We start from the raw sequence: 17,915 nt of genomic DNA, 5'->3' as shown, positions 1-17,915 counted from the left end.
TCAGTAAATGAAGCGATACCGGCATTCGGTCCGAGTGTATCCGTCACCCCGTGCCAACCGCGTGTGACGGGGCGCACATGCCGCAGCAGCGGGAAGTGCGACAATTCTTTGAGTTACAGGTACAGCCATGAACCCGAAGTCCACCAACCATCATCGTTCCTCCCTCTCCATCCGGGCGGCGGTCATGCTTGCGATCAGCGCCTTCGCTTTCTCCACGCCAGTGCGTGCCCTCTCTGGCGATGGCCAGGCCCCCGTCGTGGGCGAGGCCACCCTGGTGATTGGCTCGGCGCGCATCATCAGTGCCACGGGTCAGGCTGCGCCCGCAGACAAGGGCGTTGCCATCCGCGTGGGTGACCGTATTGAAACCGGCGCTGGCGGCCATGTGCACCTGCGCTTCGTCGATGGCGCCCGCGTGAGCGTGCGCCCCGTCAGCCGACTGCATATTGAAAGCTATGCCCACTCCAGCGACAAACCCGCCCTGAGCGCTATCAAATTCCGGCTTGACGAAGGCGTGGTGCGCTCCATCACCGGCTCCTGGGGCGAGGCGGCACGCGACCGCTTCCGGCTCAACACCCCCATGGCCGCCATTGGCGTCAAGGGCACCGACTTCATCGTTCAGTCCGGCCCTGAAAGCACCTTGGTGTCCGTGTATTCCGGCGCCGTGCTCATGGCTCCGCTGGCGGGCGGCTGCCAGGCCACGCTGGGCCCCTGCCTCAATGGCGGCGAGAAAATGCTCTCCGAGGACATGAAGGGCCAGATGCTCGAAATGAGCCGTCAGCACGCCAGCGCCCAGCTCGTGCCCACCGAGGCGCTGGCCGCGGGCCGCACGCGCTCTACCGTGCTCGCGTCAGCCGACCTGCAGCGCGGCAAGACCCTGGCTTCCGACGCGCATGGCGACACTGCGGCCGACAAGGCAGCCATGAGCGAATCACGTGGTGCCACCGTGGCCGCGCTGGCCCAGCCCCATCCTGGCCAGCTCGTCTGGGGGCGTTTTGCCCAGCCCTGGGAGGGTGATCAGTTCAGCAAATCCTTCGAAGAAGCGCGCTTGAACCGCGAAAGCACCGTGGGCAACGGCGTCTATGGCCTGTTCCGCGAGCCCGCTTCTCTGGCTTCGGCATCCGCCGCACAGGCCGAAGGCAGCGCCAGCTTCCGGCTCACGGCGGGCGTTGCCAGCCTGCGGCCTGAAGGCCTGCCGCCATCCATGGCGCAGGCCGTGCAGGTGGACGGGGGTACGCTGAGCGTGGACTTCTCCCGCGCCACCTTTGCCACCACCCTGCGCCTGTCCAGCGCGCCGCTTGGCGCGCAATCGGTCGGTGCCCAGGGTGCCGTGCTGCCCGGTGGCATCTTCCAGTCCCGCGGGGGCGACGCCTTTGTTGCCGGAGCCTTGTCCAACGACCGCCGGGAAGCCGGGTACTTCTTCGAGAAAACCCTTCCCGCAGGCGGCCTGACGGGCGTCACGCTCTGGGGACGCTGATTGGCCTCCTCGCAAGCGCGCTGGCTCACGCGGCACGGCGCAGCACTGTTCGGCCTGGTGGGAGCGGCCCTCGTCTGGGGGCTGCTGCAGTGGCTGGCCCCAGGAGTGCTGCGGCAGGCCGAGGAGCGTGCGGGTGACTTCGTCTGGCGCAGTGCGGCCCAGCATGCGGCCGAGCACCGCGTCATCGTGGTGGACATCGACGAACGCAGCCTGCGTGAAATCGGCCCATGGCCCTGGCCGCGCGCCACCCAGGCCCGGCTGCTGGAGCAGCTGGCGCGGGCCGGTGTGCGCGAGCAGGTCCTCGACGTCGTCTTCTCTGAAAGCCGCCCGGGCGACGAAATCCTGGCCCGTGCCGTGCAGCAGCACCAGCCCGTACTGGCCCAGGTGTTTGCTCTGGAGCAGGGCGCGCCGACGTCGGCCGGCCAGCTTGCCGGCGCCCTGGCCTGGGCCGGGTGCCCGGCACCGTTTGCCGAAGCCACGGGCTACCTGGGCAACATCGCAGCCCTGCAGACCCCTTTCACCGGGCACATCACCCCCCGCGTTGCGAGCGATGGCGTGGTGCGCCACCAGCCCGCCGTCATCTGCTATGGCGGCAAGGCCTACCCCGCGCTGGGCATCGCTGCGCTCATGCAGGCCACGGGGGCGGGCTCTGTGGCGCTGCAGCGCGGCACCGGCTGGCTGGAGCCCGCCTGGAGCCTGCAGGCGCCGCAGCTCACGGCGCCCATTCCCCTCGATGAGCGGGGTGACCTGCGCGTCTCCTGGCTCCAGCACCCCGATAGCTTCGTCAGCCTCTCTGCTGCCGACGTGCTGGCCGGGCGCACCCCCGAAGGGCTGCTGCGCAACGCCTGGGTGCTGGTAGGCAGCAGTGCCTTCGGCCTGAACGACTCCATCGCCACCCCCTATGGTGGCTTCAGCTCCGGGCTGCAGGCCCACCTGCAGATCATGACCGCGCTCATCGACGGGCGTACCCCTTACACCCCCCGGGCCCAGGCCCTGGGCCAAGCGCTGGCGGCCCTGGCCGGGGTGGGCGTCATCCTCTTGCTGCGCTACCGCCCGCGGACCGCAGGCAAGCAGACCGTGGCACATCGCTTTCCCATTTACCTGCTGCCCCTGGTGGCCAGCGGCTGGGCCCTGCTGCTCTGGGCGATCCATGCGGTGCTGCTCACGCATTTCTCGCTCTGGGTCGGCTGGGTCTCGCCCGCGCTCTTTACGGTGCTGGCGGGTTCGGCCATAGGCATCCTGGAGCATGCCCGCAGCCGCATCGACCGCGACCAGCTCTACACCCACCTCTCCAGCTACCTGCCCGCCCCGGTGGCAGCGGCCCTGGTGTACCAGAGCCCGTCCAGCGCCATCCGCGCCAGCACCCAGCAGGTCTCGGTACTGTTTGCCGACATCCGCAACTTCTCCGCTTACTGCGAAAACCGCCCGCCCGAAGAGGCTGCCGCCGTGCTGCATGCGTTCTTCTCCACGGCCACCCAGGTGATCGAGCGCCACGGCGGCGTCATCGAGGCCTTCCAGGGCGACGCCATCATCGCCGTCTGGAATGGCACCCCCCAGGACACCCCCGCCCGCGCCGCCAGCAGCCCCCCGGCATCCAGCCACGCGCAACAGGCCCTGCAGGCCGCGGTGGATCTGCTGGCCGCCATGAAGGGCGTACTGCCCGACCCCGCCCCCGCCGGGCTCGAGCCGCTGTCGCTCGGCATCGGTGTGGAAACCGGCCTGGCCATGGCCGGCTCCTTCGGCCTGGCCAGCCGGCGCACGCACATGGTCATGGGGCGCACAGTCACCATTGCCAGCCGCCTCGTGGGCATGACGGCCGAACTCGCGCACCCCATCCTTGTGGGCGAAGGCCTGGCCGGGCAGGTTGGGGGCGTAGACCTTGAATCCATGGGCACCTTCCTGCTGGACGGCATGCGGGTGCCCCACCATATCTATGCCTATCCGCTCAGCGCAGACACGCCGTACTGATACCCGGGTGTTTCTTGCGCTGGCCGCCCTGCTGGGCATGCAGGCCGCAGCGCATGCCCAGGCAGAGCCGCAGCCCCAGGGCACGGCAGCGTGCCCCGCACTGGCCGAACTCCCCGCGGGCACGGGTGACGCGGCCCTTGCCGCCTGGATGGCCGTGCACGGCGCCTGCCAGCGCAACCCCGCCTACCTGGCGGCGCTCGGGCGCATGCTGATCCAGGCAGGCCGCTACAGCGAAGCCAGCGACCACCTGGAGCGCGCCCTGATGTTCGACCCCGCCCTCCAGGAGGCGCGCGTGGACTACGCCGTTGCCCTGGCCGGGGTGGGCGACACGGCCTCTGCCCAGGCCATGCTCGACGCACTGCTCGCCGAGACCAGCCTGCCCCCGCACCTGCGCCTGGCCCTGCAAACCCAGCGCCAGGCCCTGGCCGCCCCGCCCGATGCGGGCTGGCAGCGGCGCATGAGCGTCGCTGCCCGCCTGGGGTACGACAGCAACCTGGGCGGCGCGCCCAACCTCGGCGCGCTTTCCGTCACCATCGGCGGGCAGCCCGTCATTCTGCCGCTCGACGAAAGCTACCAGGCGCGCGCCGGCATCTACGCCCGTGCCGACTGGCAACTGGAAATGCGCCGCCAGCGCGCCGACGGCAGCCGCTGGGACGTGCTCGCCAGCGTACGTGCACGCCGCAGCCCCTCGGCCAACGGCACGGGCACGCACATGGCTGAAATCCAGGCCGAATACCGCCCCCCGGCTACCGGCCTGGGTGCCGCCGTCCCTTACGCCGGGGCGGCCCTGGGGCTGCTGCAGGCGCAGGCGGGTGCGCGCTATGTATCGCTGGGAGCCACGGTCGGCCTGGCCCAGCAGTGGCATACCGGTCCCCTGCGCCAGTGCCAGGGCCGCGTGGGCGGCGAGCTGCAGCAGCGCCAGCACCAGACCAATGCCGTACTCACCGGCCACTACCTGGGTGCTGCCGCCAGCCTGGCGTGCGAACGCGACAACGGCGCCCAGTGGCTGGCCAGCGTCCGCGCGGGGCTCGACGCCGCGCAGCACGCCGACCGCCCCGGCGGCAACCAGCACCAGTACAGTGTGCGCCTGGCGGCCTACCTGCCCCTGGCGCCCTGGTGGCGCAGTGCCGCCGCCAGCGGCCTGCTGCTGGACGCCGAGGCCAGCCACTACCGCGACGCCACCGGCTACAGCCCCCTGCTGGCCCAGGGCGCGGTGCGCACGCTGCAGCGCCAGACCGCGCGGCTGGAATACCAGTTCACCCTGCGCCAGGCCTGGCAATGGTCTGTAGGGGCGGAATGGGTGCACCAGCGCTCCAGCCTGGAGCTGTTCCGCCTGCAAAGCCACGGTCCCTACATAGCGCTGCGCACGCAGTGGTAAGCGGCGCCGCTGTGGCGCTTGCAGTTTGCGGCGCACACTTCATGTGCCACTTGAAGCTGTTCTGTTGTGTAACGGCAACAAACCGCTCCATCGCCCAGGCATCGCAAGAAACGTGTGACCGCCATCACTTGAGGCACGGCACATGGTCACGTACAGTCCGATCCAAGTTTGCTAAAAGCGTTGCGCGCGCACAGCATCATTTGATGGAGGTGCGTGTGATAATGCCGGAGCTGACTTGTCATGGAGGGTGGGGTGGTGCGCGCGCCAAAAGGTGCGCAGCCGCCTGCCAGCCCATCACTGGTTTGAGCTTTCATCCACTTTTTTGAGGAAATCAAATGCCCGCTAGCATCATTGGCAATCCGGCAGTCGTCACGGGCCTGTACCAGGCCTTCAACGGCAAGGCCGCAGGCTACAACACCTACACCAACAACCTGGCCTTCGCAGCCCAGAACGGCCCTGCCGCCTACGCTGCTGAAATCGGCAAGGGCTTCTACACCGTGCCCGCGGCCACGCTGGCAGACTCGGTGCTCAAGAACGTAGGCATCGACAACGCAGTGCTGGAAGACGCCCTGGTGCAGATCTTCACAGCCTACCCCGTGCAGGCGCGCGGTCAGATCGTGCTGAACCTGATCAACCTGCTGAGCAACCTGGAAGCCGACGCCACCTACGGCGCCGCTGCCACGGCCTGGAACAAGCTGGTTGCCAGCAACAACGCCTACAGCAACAACCCCACCAACGTGGCTGACGCGGTTGTCGACGCTTCGGTGCAAACCCTCACCGCTGGCGCCGATACCCTGGTGGGTAACATTTTCAACGCTCCGCGTGGCTTCACCCCCGGTGGTACAGACCAGGTCAATACTCTCGATGATGACGATGTGTTGACGGGTACGGGCACCAACCCTACCCTGAACTTCTCGTTTGTTGACGATCGCGATTTTGGCGTGACCCCAACGATCACCCCGACCCTGCGCGGCGTCGAAACCATCAACGTTAGCGTTCAAGGTACGGACGGTAAGATTCTGGATATGCAAGACGCTGCTGGTGTGAACGCCATCAATGTGTCTCGTGTTAACACCAGTGGCCAATTCACGGCTCAGAACATTACTTCTGCAACCGCGAATCTCTCGATCAATAACTCCAACGCTCCGACTGGTAACATTTCGTTCACCTACCTGGGCAGTGCAGTTTCTGCCAACAATGACAGCACTACCCTGACCCTGAACAATGCGGTGGTGGGCTCCGTGGTGGTGCAGGAAAACGCGGGTACTCCAGCTCAGGGTTTTGAGACGATCAATCTGGTGTCTTCTGGTGCCTCCAATGCCATCGGCACCCTCTTTGCTGAAGACCTGCAGACCCTGAACATCAGCGGCACACAGAACGTGACCCTTGGCACAGTAAATGCTGTGATGGGCAGACAGCAGCAGGAAGCTAGCAACTTCGCTGGTGGCCTGGTCAACGTGGCTGGTTCGTTGACCGCCATCGACGCTAGCAGCCTGACGGGTAACTTGCGCATCCACTTGGGCGCCGAACTGAATGCTGGACTGGACGATACCTCTGGTCTGCCAGTTCAGATGACCGTGACCGGTGGCGCTGGAAATGACACCTTCGTGCTGCTCAACGGCGTGAATCTGGATGCGACTGCAACTGACGCTGATCGCATCGCTGGTGGCGCAGGCACCAACACCCTGGTGATCGGTGGCAACAACATCATTTCCGCTCTGGGCACTGGTGCGACGCGAACTGCCACTGTGACCAATGTGCAAGCCCTGCAAGTGCTGTCCGGTCATGATAGCGAAGGCGGTGTTGTGACTGCAGACACTGCAACGATTGATGCGCGCGCTTTCGATGCTTTGGCCACTACGTTCATTCGTAACGAAGGTCAAGACAATGGTGTTGGTGCTGTTAACGTGTCCGCTGCTGAAGGCATGACCGTTAACCTTAACCAATACACCGATGCGCAGGCCAACGCCATCACACTGGCTCACGGTACCACGGGCAACAGCGACATTGCCAACAATGTCATCAATGTTACATATCGCACCGACACGACCACCAACACGGCCGGTGTGACTATTGTTGACGGCGTTAATAGTGACCCAGTGTTTAACTTCCAATTGAACGCTGCAGACGCCGAACTGACCACTATTACCGACAACGACACGGAATCCAACACCGTGTTCCTGAACAACGCTGGTTCCTTCACGCAAGCTGGCAGTACTCTGACCCTGAACGGAGGCCGTGCGGGTCAGTACTTCAGCAACGACAGCGATGGCGGCACTTCCGCCGGTGCTGGTGGTGTGAGCGGTTACGGTAACGCCACCAACGGTGCCGCTGGTGACCTCACCTCCTTCGTTGCTCTTACTCGTGATACGGCTGTCGCTCGTGCGATGTCCAACGGCGTTGCTGGTGCAGACCGTCTGGCGGTTGAGAATGTGGCTGCAGGCAGCTACGTGGGTAACGTTGAACTGCGTCTTGGTGACTTGACTCGTGCTGACGGTGTGTCTTCTATGGACATCACCACCGGGTCTGGCAACGATACGCTGATTTTCGACGCGCAAGGTGTTGCAACCGCTGGTTTTACTTCAGGTGACACCGTGAAGGCCGGTACGGGTACTGACACGATCGTGATCGACGGCGAATTCGCAGGTCGTATTGATGTCCAAACTTCCGAGTGGGATAACCTGTCTGGCGTTGATGTGGTTCGTCTGGGCACCAACACACTGGTTGCTAACGGCGGTGTTCGCGTTGCTCAAAATGCTGGCGCTTACTATCTGGCTATCGACAACGACTTCATCAGCCAGACCGACGCGGGTAACCGTCTGACTATCATCAATAACGATGGAGACCTGGCAACTGATTCCGAAAATGACGCAGTGATCGATCTGCGTGGTTTGGCACAGAACAAGTGGGTCACCTTCGTGGGTGCTAACAGTAGCACCGGTAGCGGTTTGGTATCCTCCAACCGCATTATTCTGGATGACACCAGCGCCAACCAGAACATGAGTCTCAACGGTGGTGATGCCGATACTGCAGTTGCTGCAATCGGTAACAACAACGTCTATGAAGTGGTAAACACTGCCAACGTGTCGATCAACGACTTGGCACAAGTTCGCAACTTCCAGACCATCGACTTCACGAACGAATCTTCGGCTGCTTCCCAGACCCTGACTCTGACGCTGAACGACACCGTGGTGGGTAACCTGGTGGACTCCAACCACACGGCTACTGCAACGCAGTTGGAAACCTTGAACATCCGTTCGTTTGATTCGGTTGCCACGGCGTCCGTCTCCGTGTTGAACATCAATGCATCTGGCATGACTGGTGGTTTGCACAACTTGAACATTGATGCGTCTGGCGCAACTGGTAACGATACGATCGTTGGTAGCGCTGGTGCTGACGTCATCACCGGTGGTGCTGGTATCGATACGATCACGACTGGTTTGGGCTCTGATCGCATCCAATTTACGGCTGCAAATGCAACAGCCACTGATCGTGATGTCATTGTTGACTTCGCGGCTGGTGTTGGTGGCGACGTGCTGGCCTTTGATGTATCGGATGTTGCAGCCGGCATCATTGCTGCAAACACAGGCGCTTTCTCGTTCAACGCAGCAGCAGACAATAACATCATCGTTCTGAATGGTGTTGGATATGCCAACTTTGCGGCTGCGGAGCTTGCTGTCAATGGTCTGAATGCAGCTACTGACGACTATGTTCTGGTGTTCTTGAATACCACAACTGGTGTGGCAGAAGTTTGGGCTGATGCCGACTCGGCTGTCGTTGGCGCCGGCGTACAGTTGGCTTCGCTGACCGGTATTACTACCTTGGGTGGTGTTGGTGCGCTGGTTGCTGCCAACTTCGCAGTGTATTAATCTCCCCCGGAGACACCGCCTACCTCGGTAGGCGGTGTAGGTGAGAACCTCGAAGCCCCCGCTGCCTACAAGGCAGTGGGGGTTCTTTTTTGCGCACTGGCCGCCGTCGTACCCTAAATAAAAGGACACCCACTTTAATTGACACACTAACCTTACTTTTCTAGACTCCGCCCATGACCCGTCCCCGCTCTTCCCTTATCTCGCTGGCCGACACGCCGTGGTACCACGTGGTCAACCGGTGTGTGCGCCGTGCCTTCCTTTGCGTGAATAAAAGGGACACCCACTTTAAAGATAAATACAGGACACCCACTTTAATTGCATGAATTGTATAGTAACTAAAAGGACATCCACTTTAATTGACACACTAACCTTACTTTTCTAGATTCCGCCCATGACCCGTCCCCGCTCTTCCCTTATCTCGCTGGCCGAAACGCCGTGGTACCACGTGGTCAACCGGTGTGTGCGCCGTGCCTTTCTTTGCGGGCGCGATGCCGTCAGCGGGCAGAGCTTCGAGCACCGCCGCGGCTGGATCGAAACCCGCATCCGTGAGCTGGCCTCGGTGTTCACCATCGACGTGGCGGCCTATGCGGTGATGAGCAACCACTACCATGTGGTGCTGCGTGTGGACGCCGAGCGCGCCGCAGTCTTGACGGACGACGAGGTGCTCGCACGGTGGACGCGGCTCTTCACCGGCCCCATGCTGGTACAGCGCTATCTGCAGCCGGCCGTCCGCGCTGCCATGGGCGATGCCGAGCACGCCAAGGTGCAGGAGATGGCCCACACCTACCGCCAGCGGCTGTGCGACCTGTCGTGGTTCATGCGTGTACTCAATGAATCCATAGCGCGCCAGGCCAATGCCGAGGATGGCGTGAAGGGCCACTTCTGGGAGGGGCGTTTCAAGAGCCAGGCCCTGCTGGACGAACAGGCCCTGCTGGCGGCCATGGCCTATGTGGATCTGAACCCCATTCGCGCAGGTATGGCGCAAACCCTGGAGGACAGTGCCCACTCCTCCATCGCCGCCCGTCTGGCCGAGTTGCGGGGGCGGTCATTTGTACCGGTGACTGCGCCTCACGCCACGCAAAATGCGGCAGTGGCAGGCGGCGAGCCCGGGGTGCAAGGCGCACAGCCAGGTGCGCTGCGCCTGCCCAGCCTGCAGCCCGAGCAGGAGCTGGCAGCGCTGCCCGAGGCGCCGCTCATGCCCTTCGACCCCACGGGCCGGTTCGCACAGGCCGTGCCCTTTGGGCTGCAAGAGTACCTGGAGCTCGTGGACGTCACAGGCCGCGCGGTGCACCCGCACAAGCGCGGCAGCATTGCTGCGCCAACGCCCGCCGTGCTGCAGCGCCTGGGCATGGACGCCGAAGCATTCATCAACGCTGCCGATACCTTCTTTCGCAGCTTCGCTTCGGCCGTTGGCACGCCTGCGCAACTCCTGCAGTGGGCCGCCCACCGCCAGCAACGCGCCATGCGCGGCATGGCCGCAGCGCGCCAGGTGTTTGAGCGCCGCGCTGCTTGAGACTGCGGTGCTGGCAAGGTGCCTGCGCGGTTGGTATTTTCAGTTGGCGCTATACAATGTATCTCACTGACAAAAAGGGTGAGACGAATGACTTCCATGGTGCATGTCCGCTTGGACGATAGGCTGAAAGCGCAGGCGACCGAGACATTGGCGGCCATGGGGCTGTCCGTTTCTGATGCGGTGCGCGTATTTTTGACGCGGGTGGTTGCCGAGCAACAACTGCCCTTTGCCCTCAAGGTGCCCAACGCCCAAACGCAAACGGCGATGCAGGAGGCCGACACAATGGCTGCGGCACATCGGGCGCGCTTCAGCTCTGCCGCCGAGTTGTTTGATGAGCTCGAAAAAAACGGCAGCCAGTAAGCGTGCGGTCTTTCCCCGCGCCGCAGACTATGCAAAGAGTTTCTATAAGGATTGGCAGCGGCTGACGCAATCGGGGCGCTATGACATGAAGCGCCTGAAAGAGGCCATGCTGCTCCTGATGGCGAACGATGCCCCCTTGGGGCCAGAGTGGCTTGACCACCCGCTGGGCGGCAATTGGGAGGGCCATCGTGAATGCCACATTGGTGGCGATTTTTTGCTGCTCTACCGTCTAGAGGACATGGGCAAATACGGCCTGGTGATTTTTGTCCGTACCGGAACCCATGCCGAGCTCTTTGAGTGAGCAGGCCGTCGATGACCTCAGGAGCATGAGGGTGGAAAGTGTACTGATGAAAAATGCCTGTAGCGCTTGTCTGGCAAGCGCTGGCAGCTATTAAATCAGGAGTAGACTGAAGCGCTTGATTTCACTGCAGGTACAGTAAACGCAAGCAGCTATCGCATGGCCTTGCATCCGAACTGACGCCCGGCAGTCCCAATGTACGAAATCACCCAACGCACAGAAGCACCCTACCGGGCCATTTGCTATATCGAATGCACCTGGGTGGATGGCTCGCGCACCTCTGCCTCGGGGGTGGTGGTGGGAGTCAACGACGTGCTCACGGCCATGCACGTCGTCTACGACGCCAGCCGGGGCGGCTGGGCAAGCGATATTCTCATCAGCCCCGCCGCAGACACCTGGCCCACGCTGCAGCAGCCCCTGGGCGCCTACGCCGATTGGGGAGAAATCGACGCTCGCACCCAGGATTGGGACCGCGATGGCGACGGCCTGGTCACCACGGCCGAGGCCCAATGGGACCTGGCGCTCATCGGCCTGCAGTCGCGCATCGGAGATGCCACGGGGTGGGTGCACGCTGCCCCGGCGGTGGCCGGCGCCAGCGGGCTGATGGTGGGCTACCCCGCCAGGGGTACCGGCATGATGGCGGAACAGGTCTATGCCGTGCCTTCATCCAGCTACGGCGTTTTCGAGATCCCGTCCCTGCTGGGGGCGGGAGCATCCGGCGGCCCCTTGCTGCAATGGTTCCCCCAGGGCGGTGTCGATGTGGTGGGCGTGCTCTCTTCAGGCAGTACCGCAAACAACCACTCCACGTATGCCGGGCTGCATGGCAATGGCACCTGGGAGTGGTTTTTGCGTGCCCTGGTCGGCAATGACGATCTGGTGTCCGGCACCGCGCAATGGCCCGACGACCATGGGGCCAGCGCGCAGGCGTCCGGGGCGCTTTCGCTGAACACCACGCTGGCGGCCAGGCTGGAGCGGGTGGGCGATGTGGACTGGTTCCGGGTGGATCTGACCACGGGGGTCTATGCTTTCGACGTGCAGGGTGCGAGCACGCAGCAGGGCACGCTGGGCGATCCCATGGTGTCCCTCTATGCCGCCGATGGTTCGCTGCTCGCGCAGGACGACGATTCGGGCGCCGGCTTCAATGCCTTGCTGGAATGCGCCGTAGTGCGCCCCGGCAGCTACTACGTGGCGGTGAGCGCGCCGTCCACCAGCCCGGCAGGCACCGCAGGGACCTATGCCGTGCGGCTGTCCCCCGTGGCGGAAACGCTGGTGGCGGGGACGGCCCAGGGCGATACCGCCGCCAGCAGCGCAGCCAACGAATGGTTCGAGGCAGGCGCCGGAACGGACCGGTGGATTCTGCATGGCCCGCGCAGCCACTATGCCGTGACAGCGCTCGCTGGAGGGCGGTGGTCGCTCACCGACTCCGTGCCAGGCCGCGACGGGCAGGACACGCTGGCCGATGTCGAGCGCCTGGTGTTCACCGACCGGGTACTGGCCCTGGACTTGCAGAAGGACGAGCCAGCAGGCCGGGCCAGTCTCTTGCTCGGCGTGGCACTGGGGCCGCAGGCCTTGGGCAATATGGCGCTGGTGGGCGCGCTGGTGGCTTATTTCGACGGCGGCCCGTCACTGGTGCAAGCGGCGCAACTGCTGGTGGACAGCGGGGTGCTGGCGCAGTGGGCGGGGGGTGCCGACAATGCGTCCTTCGTGCACTATATCTACCAAAATGCCGTCGGCACGCCGCCCTCGGAGGCCACGCAAGCGGCGCTGGCGGGCTACCTGGATGGCGGTTTGCTCTCCCGGGCCGAGATGTTCCGGATCGTCGCAGAATCACCGGTGCACCAGCAACATATCGATTTGGTGGGGCTGCAGACCAGAGGGCTGGAATACACCCCGCTTTAACCCCGCAGCGGCTGGGCCGCCGCTGGGTCACTTGGCGTTCGTCAGCGCCGCTTGAAGCTGGGCAAGCAATTGCTCCAACAGCGCATTGCTGCCCGCGCCGCCCGTGCCCGCAGTGTTCGCGGCTTCCGCACTGGGGCGCGCCGGGCCGACCGCATGGCCGGCATTGCCGCCGGTGGTGGCGCCGGTGCCGCGGGACGGCGTCAGTCCGAGCTCCTGGGCGAGCCGTGCGTTGGCGGCCACGGCATCCTGGGCGCCCGGGCCCTTGAGGTGGGCCAGCGGGTCACTGGTCCAGTCGTAGGCAGCGCCCATGCCACCACTGGCCAGGCTGCGCAAGTCCACGCCGTGGTTGGAGCCGGCATGCATTTGGCCGGGCTGGTAGCGCACGCCCAGCGCATCCATCTGGTCGGCCAGGTCCGTAAGCTGGCCCACGTCCATGCCGAAGTCGCGCGAGGCGCGCAATATGTCCGGTGCCGAAAGCGGCATCTGCCGCAGCGCCTGGCCCTGGCCGTCGAGCAGCCACAGGCCTTCGCGGTCTTCCACGCGCAGCCAGGCATAGGGGCCGGACTGCGCCAGAATCTGCTCGGCCCCGGGGTTGAAGCCGCCGCCCTGGCTGGCGTAGGGCAGGCTGCTCTGGTACTGCGCCCCCGCGGCCTGGCGGGCGGCCAGCACGGGGTCGGGCGCGGCCATGATGGCGTTCCAGTCGCGGAAGTCCTCGTTGCTGCCCATCACACCATATAGCAGCGAACTTGCGGTCGAAAAATCCGCGCCCGTGGCTTTCATGAAGGTGGCGGTGTCGGGCTTGCCGCTTTGGCGCGTTGCGGCGTCGGCGTCGGGGGCGTGCAGGTAGCTGCCGGCGTTTTCTGCTCCCGCCAGCCAGGGGGCGCGCCAGGGGGTGGCGGAGCTGGAGCGCTCGGCGGTGGCGGCCGGTGTGCCGGCGGCCCCACTGGCCGTACCGGTGGAGGCGGTAGCTTGGGGGGGACTGGTGGCCGCCGGCGCCGCAGTGCGGGTGCTGCCGCCCAGGGATTCCAGCAGGGCCGTGGCAAAGGTCTGTGCAAGGGCTTGAACGGTGTCCTGCAGGCGGGCGGCCTGCGCGGTGGTGGTGCTGCCGGTGGGGCTGGCGGCCTGGGTGCTGGTAACGGTGGTCATGGCAGGCGCTGGGTAGGCTGAAGAACGACGGTCCGACTATGCCCGCCGCCGCTGCTGCGCAGTGGCCTGATAAACAGCACAAAAGGCGGGCTGTTCCCGGGGCACGGCTCTGGGCGCATGCGTGCGACTAAAATGGCGGGCGCCGCTGCCCAGCGGCGATTTTTTTGCCGGTGGCACATTCGCCTGCCGGTGTACAACCGACCCCAAGGGATAGCCCACATGACCACGACCTCCGCTCAAACCCCCACGCTCGACTTTGATGGCAAGCAGTACCCCATTGCCAGCCTGAGCGAGCAGGCACGCGTGCAGATCGGCAACATCCAGGTGGCCGACCAGGAGATCGCCCGCCTGCGAGTGCAGTTGGGTATGGCCCAGACGGCACGGGCGGCATACCTGCAGGCACTGCGCGCGCAGTTGCCCGCAGCCTGACCATGGGCGGTGGCATGGTGCCGGAGATGGCGCGTGTCACCACCCGCTACGACAGGGTGCAGGACCGTTTCTCGCTGGCGGGCGAGCTGCCACAGGGCCTGCCGGTGGTGCTGTGGCTGACACAGCGCCTGCTGCTGCGCCTGTTGCCGCCCTTGCTGGCCTGGCTGCAGGAGCACGATGCGCCGCAACAGCACGAGCCGCTGCAGCATCTGTACGCCGGCACGCTGCAGGGGTTCGCCCAGCAGGCTGCTTGTGCGGGCCTGGAGCCGCAGGCCCCCGTGGCGGCGCAGGCTGCCAGCCCCGAGTGGCTGGTGGAATCGATTGACCTGGCCCACGGGCCTGCCGGGGTGCGGCTGGTATTCCTGGGCAACCAGGGGCCGGTGGCGGCCATGGCCATGCCAGCGCAGGCCTTGCGCCAGTGGCTGGGCATTGTTTGCCATGCCTGGCGCCAGGCGCCCTGGCCCATGGAGCCCTGGCCCGCCTGGCTGGCGGAGGCGGGCGGCGGCGCGGGGGCGCCGCAGGCGGGCGCCCTCCACTGATGATGGGGGGCGATGGCGTCTGTCCCTGGCGGGATGGGTGCAATTGCGGCGCGTAGACGCGGCTATTCGGCCCATGGCGGGCGAGGGCGCTGCCTATACTGGGCCGCATGGTCAAGTCCACTACCCCCTCATCGCTCGATACGGTCACGCGGTTCTACAAGGCGCTGTCGCTGCAGCAGCCGTCACCCGTCATGCTCTCCGTCCTGGCGCAGCGGGTCGATAGCGGCACCGCAACGTATGGCGAGGTGCTCAAGACGCTGTACACCTCGGCCACGGTGATGCAGGAAAGCCCGGCGGACGAGCTGGTGCGCATGTTTTTCCTGGCGTTCAACCGTGCGCCGGATGCGCCGCTGTTTGGCACCATGATGGACATGCTGCGCGGCGGGAGCACGCTGGCGGATCTGGCCGGCATTGTGCTGGGGGTGCCGGGGTTTGCCTTGAGCGACGCCGGTTATCCGCGCCATGGTGATTTTGTTTCGGCCCTGCTCGGGCGTGCGCTGGGGGCCTTCAGCCCCGTGCTGGCGCAGCAATTGACGGATTTGCTCGACGCCGGGCTGTCCCGCGCGCAGATGCTGGCGGTGGTCTCCGGCCTGCCGTCGCTGGCCACGGCGCCGCCCGACCGGGTGGAGACGGCGCTGCTGTACCTGGCGGGCGCGGGCCGCGAAGCGTCAGTGGCAGAGCTGGCGACGCAACCTGCAACGACGGATGGCCGCATCATCGCCGCACTGGCGGCCGGGGGGCTGTCTGCCACGGGCGGGGAGCTGGCGTTCTACCGCCAGGGCAACGCCGTCAGGCTGTATGGCGACCTGGCGGGCGATCTGGTGTGGAATGCCGCACTGGGCCGGTACACGCTCGCGGGCAAGGCGGCCTTCAAGGTGTTCTACAGCCTGGATGGAGGGCTGTCAGGCTCGGTGGTGGATTTCAATGCCGAGATGGCGCGCGGGGTTACCAGCATCGATGCTGGCGATGCCGTAGGCAAGGGCAAGCTGGTGTTCACCGCCGGGCCGTCGCAGGCCGTGTCGGTGACGGCGCCGGTGGGCGGGTCGACCTTGCTGGGGACGGCGCAGGCTGATCGCTGGCTGGGCTCTGCCGGTGCGGACACGATCTTCTTCACGGGCGGGCGGGATACGGCGACCGGCGGGCTGGGGGACGACCGCTTCGTTCTGCCGGACAGCACGGTGTACCAGGCGGGCGGTGCGCCGGTCACCATCACGGATTTTGGTGAGGGCAAGGACCAGTTGGATTTTTCGCGGCTGCTCAACAAGTCGGTGGATATTTCTGCTCTGACGGCACGGCTGGCCACCGATGCACCGGGCTTGGTCCTGGCCAATGGCGCGGTGGTGCTGGTGGAGAACAATGGCGCCTGGGTGAGCGGCTCGGGCGCATCCTTGGTGTCGCGCGCGGCCACCGCGGCCGATGTGCTGGCGCTGTTCGGTCCGGGCAAGCTGTTCCGCCAGCCTGCGCAGGTGAACAAGTCGGTGGTCATCACGGCCGATACGCGCAACAGCGCCGACGTGTGGCTGATCCTGAACAACACTGATGTGACGCAGGTGACCGATGGGGTGGCGGGCCCGCAGGAGATTTTCCATGTGGCGCACCTGGATGGCTCCTGGAATGCTTCGCTGGTGGGCACCCTGCCCGTGCCGCTGGACCCGGTCCTGGGCGGCTGAGCGGCCAGCGCACGAGGGCGCGTGTACAGTCCGGCGTTCTGCCTGCTGTGCGCCGCTCCATGAAGATACTGTTCGTTCACCAGAATTTCCCTGGCCAGTTCAAGCACCTGGCGCCCGCCCTGGCCGCCACTGCGGGGCATGAGGTACGGGCCCTGGCCATGGGGCGAGCGGATGCGCCTGCGCCATGGCAGGGAGTGCGCGTGGAGCGCTACATGCCGCAGCAGGGCAATGCCCCGGGTGTCCACCCCTGGTTGCTGGACCTGGAGAGCAAGGTGATTCGCGGCGAGGCGGCCTTGGCAAAAGCCGTGCGCCTGGCTGCCGAGGGGTTTGCGCCGGACGTGATCATTGCCCACCCCGGATGGGGCGAGAGCCTGTTCCTCAAAGAGGTGTGGCCGCAAGCGCGGCTGGGTATTTACTGCGAGTTCTACTACCACGCCCGCGGTGCGGATGTGGGGTTCGACCCGGAGTTCCCCTCGCAGGGGCCGGGCGAGGCGGCGCGGCTGCACATGAAAAACGTGAACCATCTGCTGCACATGGAGGTGGCAGACGCCGCTTTGGCGCCCACGCAATGGCAGGCCCGCACGTTTCCGGCACGCCTGCGCGAGCGCATCGCCGTGATCCATGACGGCATCGATACGCAGGCCGTGGCGCCCAATCCCCAGGTGCGGATCAGACTGGGCGCGGGCCTGGAGCTGGCGCATGGCGACGAGGTGGTCACCTTTGTGAACCGCAACCTGGAGCCATACCGGGGTTACCACGTGTTCATGCGGGCCTTGCCCGAGATCCTGCGACAGCGCCCGCGCGCTCGCGTGCTGATCGTGGGGGGCGACGGCGTGAGCTATGGCGCCCCCGCTCCGCAGGGCAGTACCTGGAAGCAGATCTTTATCGACGAGGTGCGCGGCCAGGTGGCGGATGCCGATTGGGAGCGGGTGCATTTTCTGGGGCAGTTGCCGTATGCACAGTATGTTGCGCTGCTGCAGGTGTCCGCGGTCCATGTGTACCTGACATACCCTTTCGTGCTGGGCTGGAGCCTGCTGGAGGCCATGAGCGCCGGCTGCGCCATTGTGGCCAGCGATACCGCCCCTGTGCGGGAGGCCATCATCGACGGTGATACCGGCCGATTGGTGGACTTCTTCGATGTACAGGCGCTGGCCGGCACGGTGTGCGGCTTGCTGGACGATGCGGGCGCCCGCGCCGTACTGGGAGCCAGGGCGCGTGCCTTTGCGCAGGCGCAGTACGACTTGCGCCGCGTATGCCTGCCGCAGCAATTGGCGTGGGTGGAGGCTTTGGGGGGTGGCTGACCAGGCGTGTGTGGTTTATTTGTCACGCAGCCAAATCTCGCAGGAATTTCATATAGGAGTTTGATACACTG

The 17,915-nt window shown here is 65.3% G+C and carries 13 protein-coding genes; 12 read left to right on the top strand and 1 reads right to left on the bottom strand.

Annotation, left to right across the window (positions count from 1 at the left end):
• The first annotated feature begins 127 nt into the window (after positions 1-127).
• The 8 genes from CGR01S_RS00970 (at position 128) to CGR01S_RS16090 (ending at position 12,759) form a co-directional block, all read left to right on the top strand.
• Entirely contained in the window at positions 128-1,474 is a 1,347-nt protein-coding gene (locus CGR01S_RS00970; protein ID WP_084690502.1) for a FecR family protein, read from the top strand.
• Entirely contained in the window at positions 1,475-3,442 is a 1,968-nt protein-coding gene (locus CGR01S_RS00965; RefSeq protein WP_042421464.1) for a CHASE2 domain-containing protein, read from the top strand.
• A gap of 7 nt (positions 3,443-3,449) precedes the next feature.
• A complete protein-coding gene (locus CGR01S_RS00960) occupies positions 3,450-4,820 on the top strand; it encodes a tetratricopeptide repeat protein (RefSeq protein ID WP_042421462.1) in 1,371 nt (456 codons plus the stop codon).
• Between the two features lie 335 nt (positions 4,821-5,155).
• Positions 5,156-8,689: a beta strand repeat-containing protein gene (locus CGR01S_RS16570; protein ID WP_156967473.1), complete on the top strand. Its 3,534-nt coding sequence runs from the start codon at positions 5,156-5,158 to the stop codon at positions 8,687-8,689.
• 391 nt (positions 8,690-9,080) lie between these two features.
• Positions 9,081-10,202 carry a transposase gene (locus CGR01S_RS00950; protein ID WP_042421459.1) on the top strand — a complete coding sequence of 374 codons (1,122 nt, stop codon included), beginning with the start codon at positions 9,081-9,083 and terminating at the stop codon, positions 10,200-10,202.
• Positions 10,203-10,289: 87 nt separating this feature from the next.
• The gene (locus tag CGR01S_RS00945) at positions 10,290-10,562 is read left to right on the top strand and encodes a type II toxin-antitoxin system RelB/DinJ family antitoxin (protein ID WP_042421457.1); all 273 of its coding nucleotides are present in this window, start codon (positions 10,290-10,292) and stop codon (positions 10,560-10,562) included.
• Positions 10,534-10,863 (top strand): type II toxin-antitoxin system YafQ family toxin, encoded by a 330-nt coding sequence (locus tag CGR01S_RS00940; protein ID WP_084690501.1) that lies wholly within the window; start codon positions 10,534-10,536, stop codon positions 10,861-10,863. The genes CGR01S_RS00945 and CGR01S_RS00940 overlap by 29 nt, the downstream gene beginning before the upstream one ends.
• 192 nt (positions 10,864-11,055) lie before the next feature.
• Positions 11,056-12,759: a DVUA0089 family protein gene (locus CGR01S_RS16090; protein WP_052382465.1), complete on the top strand. Its 1,704-nt coding sequence runs from the start codon at positions 11,056-11,058 to the stop codon at positions 12,757-12,759.
• 27 nt (positions 12,760-12,786) lie between these two features.
• On the opposite strand, the gene CGR01S_RS17160 is transcribed toward CGR01S_RS16090, so the two are convergent.
• Complete coding sequence (locus CGR01S_RS17160) at positions 12,787-13,905, bottom strand: hypothetical protein (RefSeq protein WP_042421454.1); 1,119 nt, start codon at positions 13,903-13,905, stop codon at positions 12,787-12,789.
• Between the two features lie 219 nt (positions 13,906-14,124).
• Here CGR01S_RS17160 and CGR01S_RS00925 point away from each other — a divergent pair, with 219 nt between their 5' ends.
• From CGR01S_RS00925 to CGR01S_RS00910, 4 genes are all read left to right on the top strand, one after another.
• Positions 14,125-14,334 (top strand): DUF6447 family protein, encoded by a 210-nt coding sequence (locus tag CGR01S_RS00925; protein ID WP_042421452.1) that lies wholly within the window; start codon positions 14,125-14,127, stop codon positions 14,332-14,334.
• 2 nt (positions 14,335-14,336) lie between these two features.
• Positions 14,337-14,873, top strand: coding sequence for a hypothetical protein (locus tag CGR01S_RS00920; RefSeq protein ID WP_042421450.1), 537 nt, complete (start codon positions 14,337-14,339; stop codon positions 14,871-14,873).
• 107 nt (positions 14,874-14,980) lie between these two features.
• Positions 14,981-16,543 (top strand): calcium-binding protein, encoded by a 1,563-nt coding sequence (locus CGR01S_RS00915; protein ID WP_042421448.1) that lies wholly within the window; start codon positions 14,981-14,983, stop codon positions 16,541-16,543.
• Positions 16,544-16,602: 59 nt separating this feature from the next.
• Positions 16,603-17,844 (top strand): glycosyltransferase family 4 protein, encoded by a 1,242-nt coding sequence (locus CGR01S_RS00910; RefSeq protein ID WP_042421446.1) that lies wholly within the window; start codon positions 16,603-16,605, stop codon positions 17,842-17,844.
• The last annotated feature ends 71 nt before the right edge of the window (positions 17,845-17,915 follow it).

Origin of the sequence: Comamonas granuli NBRC 101663 (genome assembly GCF_000739995.1) — a bacterium.
GTDB classification, from domain to species: domain Bacteria; phylum Pseudomonadota; class Gammaproteobacteria; order Burkholderiales; family Burkholderiaceae_C; genus Simplicispira; species Simplicispira granuli.
This window is presented reverse-complemented; position numbering and strand designations above follow the sequence as displayed.